This window comes from Nitrosomonas sp. (assembly GCF_019752095.1).
In the GTDB taxonomy this organism is placed as follows: domain Bacteria; phylum Pseudomonadota; class Gammaproteobacteria; order Burkholderiales; family Nitrosomonadaceae; genus Nitrosomonas.
In genome coordinates, this window is record NZ_JAIEMO010000047.1 from 17,126 (window position 1) to 33,375 (window position 16,250).

The 16,250-nt window shown below is 44.5% G+C and carries 12 protein-coding genes; 1 reads left to right on the forward strand and 11 read right to left on the reverse strand.

Annotated elements, in window-relative coordinates; genetic code table 11:
• Positions 1 to 116: 116 nt before the first annotated feature.
• From K2Q13_RS13135 to K2Q13_RS13155, 5 genes are all read right to left on the reverse strand, one after another.
• Positions 117 to 2,012: an HAD family hydrolase gene (locus K2Q13_RS13135; RefSeq protein ID WP_292921716.1), complete on the reverse strand. Its 1,896-nt coding sequence runs from the start codon at positions 2,010 to 2,012 to the stop codon at positions 117 to 119.
• Between the two features lie 260 nt (positions 2,013 to 2,272).
• Positions 2,273 to 3,052, reverse strand: coding sequence for a PIG-L family deacetylase (locus K2Q13_RS13140; RefSeq protein WP_292921718.1), 780 nt, complete (start codon positions 3,050 to 3,052; stop codon positions 2,273 to 2,275).
• Positions 3,018 to 4,187, reverse strand: a complete 1,170-nt coding sequence (locus tag K2Q13_RS13145) for a glycosyltransferase (protein ID WP_292921720.1) — start codon at positions 4,185 to 4,187, stop codon at positions 3,018 to 3,020. The genes K2Q13_RS13140 and K2Q13_RS13145 overlap by 35 nt, the downstream gene beginning before the upstream one ends.
• Before the next feature lie 124 nt (positions 4,188 to 4,311).
• The gene (locus tag K2Q13_RS13150) at positions 4,312 to 6,138 is read right to left on the reverse strand and encodes a GNAT family N-acetyltransferase (protein ID WP_292921722.1); all 1,827 of its coding nucleotides are present in this window, start codon (positions 6,136 to 6,138) and stop codon (positions 4,312 to 4,314) included.
• Positions 6,131 to 7,411, reverse strand: coding sequence for an ABC transporter ATP-binding protein (locus tag K2Q13_RS13155; RefSeq protein ID WP_292921724.1), 1,281 nt, complete (start codon positions 7,409 to 7,411; stop codon positions 6,131 to 6,133). Before K2Q13_RS13155 ends, K2Q13_RS13150 begins: the two co-directional genes overlap by 8 nt.
• A gap of 923 nt (positions 7,412 to 8,334) precedes the next feature.
• Here K2Q13_RS13155 and K2Q13_RS13160 point away from each other — a divergent pair.
• Positions 8,335 to 10,881, forward strand: coding sequence for a calcium-binding protein (locus K2Q13_RS13160; protein ID WP_292921726.1), 2,547 nt, complete (start codon positions 8,335 to 8,337; stop codon positions 10,879 to 10,881).
• Between the two features lie 335 nt (positions 10,882 to 11,216).
• Here the strand turns inward: K2Q13_RS13160 and pyrF are convergent, their stop codons facing one another.
• From pyrF to aroA, 6 genes are all read right to left on the reverse strand, one after another.
• Positions 11,217 to 11,912: an orotidine-5'-phosphate decarboxylase gene (pyrF, locus tag K2Q13_RS13165; RefSeq protein ID WP_292921727.1), complete on the reverse strand. Its 696-nt coding sequence runs from the start codon at positions 11,910 to 11,912 to the stop codon at positions 11,217 to 11,219.
• Positions 11,913 to 11,927: 15 nt separating this feature from the next.
• Positions 11,928 to 12,137 carry a LapA family protein gene (locus K2Q13_RS13170; RefSeq protein WP_365726019.1) on the reverse strand — a complete coding sequence of 70 codons (210 nt, stop codon included), beginning with the start codon at positions 12,135 to 12,137 and terminating at the stop codon, positions 11,928 to 11,930.
• 195 nt (positions 12,138 to 12,332) lie between these two features.
• The gene (locus K2Q13_RS13175; protein WP_292921729.1) at positions 12,333 to 12,623 is read right to left on the reverse strand and encodes an integration host factor subunit beta; all 291 of its coding nucleotides are present in this window, start codon (positions 12,621 to 12,623) and stop codon (positions 12,333 to 12,335) included.
• 9 nt (positions 12,624 to 12,632) lie between these two features.
• Positions 12,633 to 14,345, reverse strand: coding sequence for a 30S ribosomal protein S1 (gene rpsA, locus K2Q13_RS13180; protein ID WP_292921731.1), 1,713 nt, complete (start codon positions 14,343 to 14,345; stop codon positions 12,633 to 12,635).
• Positions 14,346 to 14,473: 128 nt separating this feature from the next.
• Positions 14,474 to 15,154 carry a (d)CMP kinase gene (cmk, locus tag K2Q13_RS13185; RefSeq protein WP_292921733.1) on the reverse strand — a complete coding sequence of 227 codons (681 nt, stop codon included), beginning with the start codon at positions 15,152 to 15,154 and terminating at the stop codon, positions 14,474 to 14,476.
• 38 nt (positions 15,155 to 15,192) lie between these two features.
• Positions 15,193 to 16,250: 3-phosphoshikimate 1-carboxyvinyltransferase (aroA, locus tag K2Q13_RS13190; RefSeq protein WP_292921735.1), on the reverse strand; the 1,058-nt coding region annotated here is incomplete at its 5' end.

A 16,250-nucleotide genomic window follows, 5' to 3' on the forward strand; every position in this document is an offset into this window, starting at 1 on the left:
TTAAATTCAGCGCGAACGCTTTTTTGAATTCAATTCGTAACGTGCTATTACGACCCAAAATCAAACACCCGCGATGGATAGAACAAAAAAGAGATGCGGGCGCTAAATTGAATGGATTAGTGTGGCAAGAATGTTGCGAAATGAACGATCCCCATACCGCAATAATGATCGTCGGTTGCAATATTCATGATTTGAGCGCGTTCAAACTCTGAGGTACCTTCCCAAAAGTCGCGGAAAATATCGACAACCAAGTACGGATCGATGCGTAATTTCCCAAGACCAGAATCTTTCATGGATCTATAGTCTCGGGCAAACGCCAGTGCGCCTGTGCGCAGTTCAGAGCGCAATGGTATTGAAGCTTTTTCAGCTTCGCTCAATGGATTGTATACGCCAACAACAGTTCGATCGTCTTGATAGCGGTAGTGACTGATTTGTGGATCATCCGACCCCATGAACATTTCCAGAGGAACGTTATAACGCAGTAAAGGTGATTGGTCTGGTGATGCCAAATCTTCACCAAAACAGCCTGCGATGCGCACGCCATGGCGCGCGCGAACTTCTGCTGCGGCTTCCCGAGTCACCATGTAGTAGCCTTGAATTTTCCGTTCTAAAAGGTCGCATAATCGGCCCTGAATAGTTCCTGCATAGCCTACATCGACCAATGCTGTTGACCCTTCCACTAACTTGATTTGTTGTAAGTAGGATAGCATGGGTTCGCGCTCCCTAGCCGCACGGCGATGGATTTCGACTGACAAAGTATCTAGCACCGCGAGTAGAGCGCTATCAATCTGCCCTGCTTGAATCTCTACCTGACGTTTGCGTGACCAAATGCCGCGCCGTTCCAGAGTTGTTAGTGTTGTATTATCTAAGGTTAGGCCAAAACGGCGTAGTAGGAATTCGGCTAGTGAGTTAGCCTGATAATCCGTGCGGGCAATGGCTAGAATATCATCGTGTGATCGAATCATTGCGACCGAAATCGCGCGGCGTGATAGCACGAGATAATTAGACTGTGGCGCGTCATATCCTGCAGTTAATATTTCATGGATATCCTTCATTAACTGCCCTTCGCGGGCAAGGAAATATAAGCGATCAATGTTATCGGCATCAGCCTGCTCAATTAGCCATTCGCTAAAGGTAGCTAACAATGGACCCACGATCGCATAACCAATGCCGTATCGTCCGCATTGGGTCAGTGATGCGCGATCCAGTAAGAGTTGCCTAGGTTGAACTTGAAAGAAAGTACGGACAATATTGCCCAGCACCAATTCATCAGCAGACGAGCCAGATAATTTTACTTTTTCTATCCAGGGATTGAGGCGCGGGAAATTTTCTGCTAGTGTTAATGGACTTTCCAGAGCGGTGGTATGAAAGCCCAGCTGTTCTGGAATCAGTTGATCCGAAATGGGGTGATCCCCGATCATAACAGCTTGTTCCGGCATTATTTGTTCTTCTTTAATAATGTAGCGGAAGAGTTCTCCAGTGGATTTGCGCACCCCCACTTCGGACGAAATGTATAGAGCATCGTATTCAAAGATATTGCACTTTTTTAGCATTTCTCTGATTATACTCGAGGACAGAAACATATCACTGGCCAACGCCACTTTTTTGCCAGCTTGTTTTGCCATTTTCAGCACTTCAATCATGCCCAGCAATGGTTGTGCTAGAACTAATTCTACCGATTCTTCAATTGATTGCAGTTGCTGTGCGTCGCCTTCGGTGGTGCCAAAAAGACGAACATATTCAGTGCATATATTGGCTAAACTGACATCGGTATTCTCCGCTTCACGAAGTGATATTTCCGCTGCCCGTCGTCGTTCCGGGTAATGCTTACAATTGAGGCGCTTTGCAATCCAATGTTTGGTGTTTTCCGGATCAAGAAGCGGGCGTGTAATGAGCGTGTCAAAGATGTCGAAAATTACCAATCTAATGCTCGGATGCTCAATCTTGGTCAATAGTGCATGATGGTCAAATAGTGCGTGATGAGGATGCGAGTGACCAATCGAGCGACGCATTCGATTAAGAATCTCATTGATAGAGCGTTTTACTGTCGCTCTTGCTCCGTAGGTTTTCTGGTATCTCAATACCTTGCGGAGAAATTGGTGACTTGTCATGTATGAGTAATGAATTAAGCATTATTTTCAACGTAGCACGATATTACACAGCTTTATTGAAATTTTTTGAGCCCTAGTAACAAAATAAATGACAGTATGGGCAATTTTTGTTACCGCATTAAGTCACCAAGATTACTTATTTGCAAAGAGAGTTCTGAAAATTATTTTCTTAAAAGACCTTCGAGATAGATTCTCAATTTTAACATTCTATGCTGCAAGCTTCCAAGAAAACCGCTCTTTTCGGCTTCTACAAAAGCTTCTGCGTAATTTTCACCTACTTGTTTAGGAAGGAAAAGACTGCGATAACTGGCAAGACCGATGATGGCAGAAAGGTAATTACAATGTGAAAGTGGTAGCGCATAGCAGGATATGGCATGTTTTTTGAGATTGATAACACTGGTGATGTCCACCACTCGAGTGGCGGGAAGCGGAGTCCAAATTTCGTAAATAAACGCGCGCGACGGTGTTTTCCAGCGTTGCCAGCAATTCAAAACAGCGTGGCCTATGGCGACATGGTCACGATGATAGTCAAGCACCGAAGGTAGGAACAGCCAATCCGGGTTAAATTTATTTAATAGAGTGTCAATTTTGGTTTCGAAGTTAGAGGAATTGCGGAAACCACCGTCGGGTTCGTCGAGGAATTCCATGTCATTGATGCCTAATACCGCCAAAGACTCCGCTGCTTCCTTGCGTCGAATAATAGGTGCGTCTGTCTCAAGGCTGCCGGCACCGGCACCATCGGTGACAAAAATAACTTTGATAGCGCATTCTCTTTGTCTCAGTAGAGCCAGCGTTCCGCCGCAACCCAGTACTTCGTCATCTGGATGAGGAGCGAAAACGAGTACTTTCCCACCGTGGATGGGAACAAGCGGTGTCGGCAATGGACAGAGTTCCAATTGCGCTATTTTAGCTTGTTGTAGCTTGGCGATAAATTGCTTCATACCTATCCGTAATTTTAATGACATCCGGCCATGAGTTAGCGCGTGCCAGACCTCGCTGTGCAATTGTTTCGCGCAGTGTTCGGTTATTCAACATGCGTTGCATAGCTTCCGCTAAAGCGTCGGTGTTCGGTTCCGACAAAAGTGCACCGTCTTTTACGACTTCAGGGACGCCGCCTACAGAGGTGCACACTGCCGCTGTACCTGCTGCGAGTGATTCAAGATTTGCCAATCCGAAGGATTCAGAAGCTGAGGCGCTGACATACAAGTCAGCAGCACACAGGTATAAGCTGACATCTTCTGTAACGGTGAAAAGAATTTTACGTGGAAGCTTGTGTTGCTGTGCCAGTTTTTGCAGAGTATCGTGGTTTCCTTCACCTAGGATGACTAGTTGGAGTTCTTTCTCTAGTTCAAGTTTGGCACACGCTTCGATCAGTAATGGATATTGCTTGACTGGGGCGATGCGGCCAATACTTAATATATAAATTGCTGACTCGTTCCAACCAAGACGATTTCTTGCATCCTTGCGGCTGTAGTAGTTAACTACCGGACGTGCGTGAACTAGGTGATGCCAGTTAGCAGGTAGCGGATGAATCGCTAAATCCTGTGCGATCTGGATGATGCCGCTTCGAGTGGGAGCGATTACCCAAGAAGCTGCACGCAGTGTATCGGCTTCCCAGCGACGCATGATGCGCATTACGCGATGACCAAGATGTACACCATCTTCGTGGATGGCTTGGGTATAACAACCGAAACCATGTTCAGTGATTCCCCAGGTTGGATTGTATCCCAGATAGAATCGTAAGAAAAAACGCAAGCCCATAGCGATATAGGGATCGTGGCAGTGTATGTGGGTATATTTCTGCATGGTTGCCAGTTTTGCGGCAAGGCGTCCCATATTAATGCGTTCCAACAGAACCTGAAACAGTGCAGGGAAATGAGTATGGGTGTTTTTGGTTCCTGGTGATGAGCTAAATAAACGTTGGAAGCGATGTTGCCAGAGTATAGCGCGTTGTCCTAAATCGGCTTGGCAAAGATAGTCCACATCGACTCCACGGCGCCGAAATTCTTCAACAATCGGTGCCAAACTGCGTCCGAGACCATAACGCTGATCTGATCGGGTTTCGCGTGTAACCATTAGAATCTTCATGACAATCAATCTTTCGCCTACGTGGAGATTGCACTCATTGTCGTGAGCTCATTTATCGAAATGTATAATTACGCATCATTTAACTGCCGGATTTAACCAAATACAGATTCATTTAGCGAAAATCCGTATCACCGGACATTAGCCACCAATGGTTACGTAAAGATTCAATCGGTGGAGCGGTGTCCCAAGTGCTGGCGGGAATGCGAATATCTAGCATTTTTTGGGTGCCGCCGGTGATCGTGAAATAGGCAGCAAAGTTTTCTGTAATACGGCAAAACAATCGCTGATGGCCATTAATCCCTGCCAACCGGCGAGCGTGCAGAACGAGAAGGGGAATCTCGGCTAATGGTGCTACGATGTCGACGATTTCGCAACCATGATCATCATAGCGCAGTATCAGTACACCTCGAGTTTGGTCGCCGCCGCGGTTTTTTATCAACACGACTTGGTAGTGCTGGCTAGGATGATTAATATAGCGATGTTGTACATAAGACCAGTCGCGAACACCCACTAATGCAGTTTGCAAATCCTTGGCCATTTGGCGCCAGCAATTATTAACGATTAGCCTGATTTGCGCGTCATTATCTAATGAGGTGATAGGAAATAATCGAGTGCGCCAGTGGGGGAATTTCGATAACGGAGTCCAGGAAATTTCGACCATTTTTCCAACTTGTCCGTATAATCCGTGTCGCTCCGCAATCTTCATGTGTCGCTCGTTCGGGAATCCAAAGCCGATTAGATAAGGTTTGCCATATCCAATGTAATGTTCCAGAAAAGTTGCTGTCATCAGGAAAAAAGGTCCTTTTCTGGTGAGTATTCCTCGTTCATTGTTATCAACCATGACATCCGCGATTTGTACAGCTGTTTGTGGTTGCCCAAAGAATAGAATCTGCCGGGCAATACCGCCATAGTGGGCAATCAGCTTGTCTTTCCGCCATACACCCAGCTTATGATTTGAATTTGAACCATACTTCCATTGCCAGATAGCGGGTGTCATGGTGTGATGAAATGTTTTTTTAAACAAGTCAAACATTTCATGTTGCTGATTTTCTTTTAGTAGTTGCAGTCGCCATTGAGGTGTTGTTTTTTTCCTGAAACGTAGCAAAGCATATCCATTTTGTCCATTGGTGTATTTTTCCCGATTGATTCGGTTAGATTGCTCGAGCTGTGTCAGTTGTTCAGGGTTAAGGAAAAGATCCTTGATCAGTCTCTGCCGATATGTTGAGATGGCTTGTAACAGATAGTCAAGTGTTGGTGCCGCTAAGGCGGATAAATCCAAATTTTCAATCAACTCAAACCCAGATCGCTCAGTCAGCGCGATCATGTTTGCGAGTGAATGGAGATTTTCCGATTTTTTTGCATCGCGCTTCAGTATGAATTCGCCCATGATGATCAAATGCCCTGATGGCGACAACAGATCCAGTGCTTTATTAAAAATTACAAGCTGATCAATGTATTGCGCGGATTCCTTAAATAAAACAATATCGAAGCTGTCTGATCTGGCATTAAAAGCTTCCAGTGATGGATAACTGGCAGAAACTTTAGGTTCCAAATTCTTGTTGATGTGTTTGATTGGTTGCGTATCGAGAGCGATGCCACAGATGTCGTAACCGAGCTGGCTGAGCATAGATAGGGTAGTTCCTGAACCAATCCCTACTTCCAGAATACGGCAAGGAGGTGGCGGTAACTTTGATAGTAGCAGCTCATGGGTTGATTGCTGCGCTGTTCGCATGCTAGTTTTGTCATTTTGAAACAAGCCGAAATGCAAATCAGAAGCCATGCCCTCATGTAGGTGTAACGCATGAGCGTATATATTGAATGGAAACGCCAGAGACTCAAAAGGAGAGGGCGCAATGGTTGTCATTGAAGTGGCAACATGAGTGGCTTGACGATAATGTTGAGTGCTTTGTATTGAGCTGTGATTGATAGATTTAGTCATTCTGAATGATAGTAGTATTTTCCCATTGGTGAGGAATTGAGAAATATCCTTGCAAGCGTCCTACCTGTTTTACTTGTATGGTTGCAATAGCTTCTGCTGAATCATACAGATGTAAGCCACGTTCACACAATAAATAGATATTTACCAGATATTCTCCTTTGAGGAGTGGCAATCGTTTCAATCTGAGACAAATTTGCCCTGATCCATCGGGTGATCGTTGAATCACGAATTGATCTTCCCATGTGGCTGTACTGGTGATGATTCGGCCATCTTTGGTATTCAGGGTCATTGCGATATTCGGGCACGGGAGTGAGGGATCCGAAACAAAGCTTATGTTTATCAGGACATTGGACTGGCCACTGGTGATATCAGTTTGCGGCGTGCAGGCATCATTCGCTATTAATTGCACTTTCTCCAGATGCGCATTGCCGGATGGGTGCTTCTTGTCCTGTGCCGGGGCATTCTTACTAGTAAAATGTGTTTCTACTGTTGCTGTTGAGTCAATTGTGCCTAAATCCAGAAATGCCTGATAGGCAGACACTACTTGGGCGGACTCTCCATCTGAGACCATCTTGCCCTGGTTGAGCCAGATTGCACGAGCGCATAAAGATTCAACCTGAAACAGCGAATGTGAGCAAAACAAGATTGTTTTTCCCGCATCACGCATTTGCATGATGCGGGTGAATGATTTGCGGGCAAATGCGCCATCCCCTACCGATAAAGCTTCATCAATAATAAGGATATCCGGGTCGACATTAATGGCAACAGAGAACGCCAGGCGCACATACATACCGCTGGAATATGTTTTTACTGGTTGATCAATAAAATCACGAACACCTGAGAAATCGATGATTTGTTCAATGCGTTCAGCAATTTCTGCTTGACTTAACCCCATGATCGCTGCGCTCATTAAGACATTCTCGCGTCCGGTAAACTCTGGGTTGAAACCGGCGCCGAGTTCTAATAAAGCAGCGATACGGCCATTCACCTGCACTTCACCGCGTGTAGGTGTTGAGGTGCCACAAACCAATTGCAGCAGTGTTGATTTTCCAGAACCGTTTTGACCTACGATACCCACGACTTCCCCAGGCATTATCGTTAAATCGATATCGTTTAATGCCCACAGTTCGCGATAATATTGACGTGAACCCCACCATCTGTGCGGCCATAAAAATTGCTTTAAACGATCTTTGGGATGTTGATACAACTGATAACATTTAGACAGTTTCGCAACGTTAATGGCTGGTTCTTGGCCCGAAACATTAAAGGACATCTGCAAATCCTCTGCGCATTTTATTAAACCAGCTCAGGTCGGTCCAATCGACCAGGATTGCCCGGGAAAAAATAGCTTTCTTGACATGGTTTACGCTTGAAAGTATCAATTCGGATGCACGGGAAAGACATTCAGAGAATAAATTAAACAGAATTAATCCAATAAATATTAACAAGGAAAAAGCAAATTTATCATGGTCTTGGGGGTTCAATCGTACTGTAAGCACGACGCTGAGAGCAAGTGTGTATATCGACAAGTTTAGGATAGGGTTGATAAAGATCTTTAATAATCCCAGGAATGAGTCTTGATATCGACGAATCATTTCGCATCTAATCATTTGCAGTGTGAGCGGAGCGTGCGACCATAAGCTGCGGAAGTTATTTGGGAATATGATATTGAGCAGGTACAAGAAGCAAAACTTGGAATGTTGAATAGTGTATTATCGCAGATAAATACGTGAAAATTAATGAGTAGGAAAAGATTGGTTCACTTTTCATCTATGGAGATACAGCGTTCTTGGTATCTCATCCGATTGCTTAAATTTTTGATTGTATCTGGCAGTCCATACATTGCTTAGGCGACAGCTATCTGTGTTAAATCTGGTATCGTTGCAATAAACACACTCCTGCGCAGATGAATTGAGGGAATAAACGTACTCTTATCCTGCTTATCAGAATAATAGTGCAAATCAATGGCGTTATAATGTTGCAATTAAGCAACACGCCCCATGAAAACTTCGGTTACAAACTTGCAAAGAGGTTTTGTTTTGGGCAGAATGGACTTTAACTTGGCTTTTGTGGTATTTTCTGCTAGGAAAATGTGAGTTGCGCAGAAGTTACACATAGAGACAAAGTGAAAAGTGAAAAACTTGCAAGTAATTTACTTTAGTATTTATTTTTAATTTTTATAACAAGGGAGCTCCCATGGCTATAACGAGTACACAACAAACTGAAATTCTGAAGATTGTTGCAGGTTTGTTCAATGCGGCACCAGGTGGTAGTAATTTAACTATTCTGGCAAATTACGTAGAGAATGGAGGCACTACAAGTCAATTAGCTGATGAATTAGCTGTCCTGCCGCTTTTTACTAACGATATTATGGGCGGTAAAGTGACAACTGCTTCGCAAGTTGCGGTGTTGATGGGAAATTTTGGTTTAACGGCTGATGGCGTTGAAGGCAGTGCAGCTTCACAAGCCGAGGACTACTTCACCACACAAATTGATGCCGGCGTTGGATTTGGTAAAATTGTTTATGATGCGGTCACTTTCTTGTCAAACAGCCCGCCGGAAGAATTTACCGAGGCAGCTACATTACTGGCAAATAAGGCATTGGTTGCCGAAGCTTTCTCTAGCACAACGTCTTCCAATGATCTGACTTCTTTGCAAAATGTTTTACGCACTGTTGAAGGAACAGCGCCTTATACACAAGCAGATGTTGATCAAGTTCTGGCAGAATCAGGATCGAATGGACAAGTGTTTGTGTTTACCGATGGTATTGATGTCCTTAACGGAACTACCGGTGACGATGGCTTTATCGGTGATGCTGGAACTGTATCTGCTGCTGACCAGATCAATGGCGGTGACGGTACCGATACACTGACAGTATTCGCTGCCGCAGCTTTAGATGATATTGGCGCAACCACTTCGGTTGAAAATCTCACGTTGGTCAATTCTCCGACTGGTTTTGATACATCAAGCTCCAGTGCAACCAAAGTTACCTTGGATAATGCTACTACTGCTCAGACCTATGTTGTGGGTGCGGGCGTTTCCACCGCACTTAAGAACATGGCGGATGGTGAAGCCATCACAATTACGAATGATGCTGCGGCAACAAGCGGTAATCTGAGTGTAAGTGGATTAGGTACCACAGCAAATGTTTCTGTTAACTATAACGGTGCCGCATTGACCACGGTTAATCTGGCTGCTATCGGCAGTGCTAGCTTTGTTGCGCTGTCATCTAGTGGCAGTGTTGCTACCGTTAACGTGACGGGTAATCAAGATCTGCAATTGTCATTAACAGGCGAAACCACAGTAACTACTTTAGCTGCTTCAGCATTGACGGGTAATCTGACTGCGGATCTAGGTGCAAGTGCAGGTAATACAACTGTTACCACAGGTAGTGGAGATGACACCATTACCGCCGTTGCTGCTGTTAATTACACCATAGACCTCGGTGCAGGTGACGATACTCTGATCACGGCGAATGCTGCGGGTGAAACAACGACTGCAGACACGCTGACAGGTGGCGAAGGTACTGATACATTGGGAATTGCTAGTGCGGAAGCTGCGCTTCTGGACGATGGTGATGCACCTGATCTCGCTGTGCTGGCTAAAATCACCGGTTTTGAACAACTGCGTATTACCGATGCGCTTGGTTCCAACCTGGAGATCGACAACCTGGGATATAACTACATTCAATTTGCAGTGAATGCAATTGGTGCTGATCGTACGATCACTGGTTTTAGCAGTGGTGCAACTCTGGAATTCCAGAGCGCATCTAATACCGGTAACGATTACATAATCGGCATGACCGGAGCAACGGGAGCGGGTACCAACGACGATACGCTGAATGTAATGCTGAATGCAGATCTGACGGCTAACGATACTTCGTATACGGTACAGTTAGACCTGGAAGGGATTAATATTGTTAATGTTGTTGCAAGTGATAGTAACACTGATTCAGATCCTGACACAGATGATGATGGCAATGAAGGATATGTAATTAACTTGGCTGGTGCAACTGCTGGCCACAGCGCTAATATTACTACGGTTAATATTAGTGGCGAGCAGCAAGTTTCTTACACAGTTAACGCAGCTACCACAGCGCTATCCGATGTTGATGCATCAACAGCAACAGGTAACATTATAGTGGATGCCTCTGCTTTCAATGGCACACAGGGTGTGACTATTACCTCCAATAGCGGTACCGATACATTAACCGGTACTATTTTTGGTGATATCATCAGTGCAGGCGCAGGTGACGACAGTATTACTGGCGGCACAGGCAAGGATGCCTTAACGGGTGGCGATGGTGCTGATACCTTCAATTTTGACGAAACTGCAGATTTCACCGCAGCAACTGCCAATGCGTTGGGTAATAATGCTGATAGCATCACTGATTTTGCTGCTGGCTCTGATATTCTTGCACTCACTGGCGGTGCTAACTGGTCGATCGTTGCTGGAGGATCAGGTAATGCAGGTGTAGCAACAATCGGTGCTGAAGGTGTTGTAACATCATTCAACGCAGCTGACGATACACTGGCTGAAAGAATTACTGCTGTTGAAGCTGCAATTCAAACAGGTGCGGCTGCCGCAGGGCAATTTGCAATATTTGAATTTGGTACCGACAGCTATGTATTCGTATCTGAAGGAACCGACGGTGTAGGTGCAGGTGATATGCTGATCCAGTTGACCGGTGTAGTTGGCCTGTCAGACAGCACAATTGCAACGACTGATCTAACCATCGCTTAATAATAGCGAAAAGTCTGAAATAGTTTTTGCAGTGACTTGTATGATATAGACACTGAAGTTTAAAATAAAAAACCCTCACAAGTTATGTGGGGGTTTTTTATTTGCACAGAGGCTGTGACAACGCCTTAAAATCAAGAGATAAGCAGAGAAGAAGAAATTTCTGCTGACTTGTATTCTGAGATTTTCGCAGAAGCGCAAGCGTTTTTTCTAAATGGAAAGTATGTTACTGGTTGAGCGGTATCTCTGATTAGACTGGGATGGGATGTTCAAAGTGAAAAGCGAATGACGGATTAAGCGCTCTCTTGACGGTCTACTCTTAATAGAGTGTTTCGATACTACAAAAAAATACCCATTTCATTATATATTTCCAAACACTTTTGAAGCGGATTGATTGCTTGTGATATCGGTCTTCCAATAACTAAAAAATTGGCGCCATCAGCAATTGCTTTCATCGGTGTCGTTACTCTTTTTTGGTCATCGATACTATCATGGTGCAGACGGATGCCTGGAGTTACTAAACAAAATTCATTGCCAAATTGTTGACGAAGCAGCGCGGTTTCCAATGCAGAGCAAACAACGCCATCCAAATTGCAGTCGTAGGTTAACTGCGCCAGGCGTGCTACAATTTGTTCAGATTCACCCACTAAGCCAATATCGGTGATATCCTCATGATTCATGCTGGTGAGCAAAGTTACCGCGATAAGTTTGGTTGATCCAGGTTCAATTGCTTCACGTGCAGCATTGAGCATTCTGCGTCCTCCCAAAGCATGTACGTTCACCATCCATACACCTAAACTTGTAGCAGCCTTGCAAGCATTGGCAACTGTGTTCGGAATATCGTGAAATTTAAGATCAAGAAATATTTCGAATCCACTCGCCATAAGTTTCTCAACCAGCTGTGGTCCAGTGGCAGTGAAAAGCTCTTTGCCGACTTTAAGACGGCATAAACGAGGATCAAGTTGATCTGCTAACCGTAAGGCACTTTCGGCACTTGAGAAATCCAGTGCCACAATGATGCGAGGCTCGTGCATGAAGCGAAGTGGTGTTTAATCGCTCGTGCTACATTGGCATCGAATGAAAATCATGGAAATAAAAGCACCCAGTGTGAAGAATATCAAAAGTACAACACTGAGAGGCAGTTCGATAGATTGATCAATAGTGTATTGCAGCATAATAGGTTGTGAGTTTTGGGATGCAAATACTGCAAGAATTACAAAGACTACAATACGAAAAAGCCAAGCAACTAGATTCATCATAATAAGTATAGTCCGTACAGGTTATTAGAGACGTAGTTAAATTATAAGCTCGAAATAAACCGAGTTCTTAATATTTCTTCACTCAAACAAGAAATTGATCCAATGTTGCAGAAGTGAGTACTTAACGCATCTGTGCAGCATCGTCATTGGTTGAAGTGCGCTGCACAGATGCAAGTGTTCTGCGATTGGTGAAAGTTATTTCTTATCCGTATAATCAACGCGTTCGCGCATTTCTTTTCCGGCTTTGAAGTGCGGTACATACTTTTCCGGTACTTTGACCTTCTCTCCCGATTTTGGATTGCGCCCGATACGTGGCGGTCGATAGTTCAAATCGAAACTGCCAAAACCCCGTATTTCAATACGCTGACCACCAGCCAAGCTTTTAGCCATTGCATCAATAATCGTTTTAACTGACAGCTCTGCATCTTTTGCCACCAGTTGAGGGAATCGCGCAGCAAGTCGAGTAATTAATTCAGATTTCGTCATGAAATGTCCTTATTGCTCAGTATTTTTACTATCCATTTTTGCTTTCAGTAAAGCGCCCAAGCTGGTTGTTCCAGCATTAGCTGGAGCTTTAATTTTCTGCATGGCGCTTGACTCATCTGATTTATCTTTCGCTTTAATCGAAAGGTTGATGGTTCTGTTTTTGCGATCAACATTAATAATCATGGTTTCAACTTTATCGCCTTCCTTCAAGAAAGTGCGAATATCTTCAACGCGATCACGCGAGACTTCGGAAGCTCGCAAATAACCTTCGATATCATCAGCGAGTGCTATGACAGCACCTTTGGGGTCAATCGACTTTACCGTGCCTACAACAATGCTGTTCTTGTCATTATCGGCAACGAAACTGGTGAAAGGATCGCCTTCCATTTGTTTAATGCCTAATGAAATGCGTTCGCGTTCGACATCAATTGATAAAATCATAGCTTCGACTTCATCGCCCTTTTTATAATTAAGAACGGCATCTTCGCCAGATTGATTCCAAGATAAATCCGATAGATGAACAAGGCCATCGATATTTCCAGGCAGTCCAATAAATACACCGAAGTCGGTGATAGATTTGATTTGACCACGCACTTTGGCGTTCTTATCATGAGTCGCGGCGAATTCTTCCCATGGATTAGTTTGGCATTGCTTCATGCCCAATGAGATGCGGCGACGTTCTTCGTCGATCTCGAGAATCATGACTTCAACTTCATCGCCCAGTTGCACAATTTTCGAAGGATAAACATTCTTGTTGGTCCAATCCATTTCTGAAACGTGAACCAATCCTTCGATACCTTGTTCGATTTCAATAAAAGCACCATAGTCGGTTAGGTTGGTCACTTTCCCGAACAAACGAGTACGTGCCGGATAACGACGTGATAGACCTACCCAAGGATCTTCGCTCAGTTGCTTCATCCCTAGTGAAACACGATTTTTCTCTTGATCGAACTTGAGCACTTTGGCGGTAACTTCATCGCCGATGTTGACGACTTCAGAGGGATGTTTTACCCGGCGCCATGCCAAGTCGGTAATATGCAGTAGACCGTCAATGCCACCCAGATCAACAAATGCGCCATAATCCGTAATATTTTTTACGACACCCTGAACCACCGAGCCTTCTTGCAAATTAGATAACAAGGTTTCCCGATCTGCTCCTTGTGTTGCCTCTAGTACAGCACGGCGTGAAACGACCACATTGTTGCGTTTTCGGTCCAGTTTGATGACTTTGAATTCCATTTCCTTATTTTCATAAGGCGTCGTGTCTTTAACAGGACGGATATCTACAAGAGAGCCGGGTAGAAATGCCCGTATGCCATTAATCATTGCTGTCAGGCCGCCTTTTACCTTGCCGTTAACCATGCCAGTCACGATCTTTCCGCTTTCCATCGCCTGTTCCAGATCATGCCATGCGGTTAAGCGCTTAGCTTTATCACGGGAAAGACGGGTTTCACCGTAGCCATCTTCAAGAGATTCTATGGCAACACTGATAAAATCGCCGGGTTTAACTTCAATCTCACCACGATCATTTTTAAATTCTTCGACAGGAATAAAGCTTTCAGACTTAAGTCCGGCATTTACAATTACAATATTGTAGTCAACACGAACGACTTCGGCGGTAATTACTTCACCAATACGCATTTCTTGTCGTGAAAGGCTTTCTTCAAAGAGTGCGGCAAAACTTTCGGAGGATTGTTGGGTTGCAGTGGAAGCAGTAGTCATTATAAAAAATACCTGATTGATATTCCGACTGGCTTGGTTGCCAGTGGACTGGGTTAGTTGATAAAATATTTGAATAATAGATAATTCTTCTTTTCGTTTTTGGACATTAAGAAGAATATTATCTAAATTCAAACGCTGGCTTTATGCGCAATTTCATTATACCAGGAGAGAACGGCGTCTTGTGCCTGGGATATGGTCAACGCTGAAGTGTCCAATAATCGTGTATCAGCGCTTTGCTCTAGCGGAGCGATGCTACGATTACTGTCACGATCATCCCGTTTCTTGATGTCATGCAACAGGTCCGCAATGTTAGCACTTATTCCTTTCTCTTTCAACTGGTTATATCTCCTTTGTGCGCGCACTTCTGCGTTGGCTGTTAAAAATATTTTTAGCGTGGCGTCTTGAAAGATAACAGACCCCATATCACGTCCATCGGTAACCAATCCAGGTAATTGGCGGAATGCGCGTTGGCGTTCTGTTAGCGCTGCCCGAACTTGTGGATAAGCAGCCAATTGGGAAGCTAGTAAGCCGCACTGTTCTGCACGGATATTTTCTGTGACGATGACGCCATCAAGGTAGATCTGTTCATTTTTAAATACAATGTCCAAGCATTTGGCAATTTCTGCAAGTTGGTCAGCATTGTGGATATCAGCGTGCGATAGTGTTGTTTTTAAAGCAACTAGACGATAAAGTGCGCCACTATCAAGGTAATGAAATCCAATCTTTTGGGCAACTAATTGGGCAACGGTGCCTTTCCCGGATGCTGACGGGCCATCAATTGTGATAACAGGAATTTTCTCGGTTTTCATTAAGAGTCTTGTTGTTTTGTTAAGACCGTACAGTGAAATTAATTGGTTTCAGAGTGAACAATTTGTGATAATTTCCCAAAATAATCGGGGAAAGTTTTGTTCACACAATCAGGATTGTTGATGCGCACAGGTGCACCCAAACATGCTAGTGAAAAACACATGGCCATGCGATGATCATCATAAGTATCAATCGCCGCGTTCGGGGTCAAGCCATGAATGGGAGGGGTAATGCGCAAGTAATCCGCGCCCTCTTCAACAATCGCACCTAGTTTTTTCAATTCAGTGGACATTGCTGCAAGACGATCCGTTTCTTTCAGGCGCCAGCTGGCAATGTTGCGCAGCATGGTTATGCCTTCTGCGAATAACGCGGTTACAGCGAGTGTCATGGCTGCATCGGGAATATGATTGCAATCCAAATCGATGGCGTGTAGAAGTTTTCTGTTGTCACCATTTCTTGCGCTACTTGCTTCAATCCAGTTTTCTCCCATGGATATTTTTGCTCCCATTTGTTCTAGAGCTGTAGCAAAGCGAATATCGCCTTGTACGCTGTTTCGGCCCACTCCATATACTTTTACTGGGCCATCACCGATGGCACCCGCTGCGAGAAAATATGAAGCTGACGAAGCATCACCTTCGACGGATATGTGTCCTGGACTACGGTACTTTTGTTGAGCCGGAATTACAAATTGCTGCCAGTGGGTGTGTTCCACTTGAACGCCAAAATGTTGCATTTGCACAAGCGTTAATTCGATATAGGGTTGGGAAATTAATGTGCCAGTTACTTCAATGATGGATTTCTTTCCGCTTAATGGTAAGGCCATCAACAATCCCGTGAGAAATTGGCTGGATACATTGCCTTTTACTGTAACAGTATGCGCATCGCCGTTGACATGCAGGGTAGATGGTTTAATTTCCAATGGAGGAAAGCCTGAGTTGCCCAAATAATTGATATTTGCACCCAATTGTCGCAATGCATCAACCAAATCCGCAATGGGACGCTCATGCATTCGAGGTACACCCGACAGTCGATAATGTCCATGCATTAAAGATAATACTGCAACCAGTGGTCTAAAAGCAGTGCCGGCATTGCCGAGAA

Bases quoted from the DNA above. Each gene is read 5' to 3' on its own strand.
- K2Q13_RS13175 (WP_292921729.1), bottom strand. From the start codon at position 12,623: ATGACGAAATCTGAATTAATTACTCGACTTGCTGCGCGATTCCCTCAA.
- pyrF (WP_292921727.1), bottom strand. From the start codon at position 11,912: ATGCACGAGCCTCGCATCATTGTGGCACTGGATTTCTCAAGTGCCGAA.
- K2Q13_RS13135 (WP_292921716.1), bottom strand. From the start codon at position 2,012: ATGCGTCGCTCGATTGGTCACTCGCATCCTCATCACGCACTATTTGAC.
- K2Q13_RS13150 (WP_292921722.1), bottom strand. From the start codon at position 6,138: ATGACTAAATCTATCAATCACAGCTCAATACAAAGCACTCAACATTAT.
- K2Q13_RS13140 (WP_292921718.1), bottom strand. From the start codon at position 3,052: ATGAAGCAATTTATCGCCAAGCTACAACAAGCTAAAATAGCGCAATTG.
- K2Q13_RS13170 (WP_365726019.1), bottom strand. From the start codon at position 12,137: ATGATGAATCTAGTTGCTTGGCTTTTTCGTATTGTAGTCTTTGTAATT.
- K2Q13_RS13160 (WP_292921726.1), top strand. From the start codon at position 8,335: ATGGCTATAACGAGTACACAACAAACTGAAATTCTGAAGATTGTTGCA.
- cmk (WP_292921733.1), bottom strand. From the start codon at position 15,154: ATGAAAACCGAGAAAATTCCTGTTATCACAATTGATGGCCCGTCAGCA.
- K2Q13_RS13155 (WP_292921724.1), bottom strand. From the start codon at position 7,411: ATGTCCTTTAATGTTTCGGGCCAAGAACCAGCCATTAACGTTGCGAAA.
- rpsA (WP_292921731.1), bottom strand. From the start codon at position 14,345: ATGACTACTGCTTCCACTGCAACCCAACAATCCTCCGAAAGTTTTGCC.
- K2Q13_RS13145 (WP_292921720.1), bottom strand. From the start codon at position 4,187: ATGGTTACACGCGAAACCCGATCAGATCAGCGTTATGGTCTCGGACGC.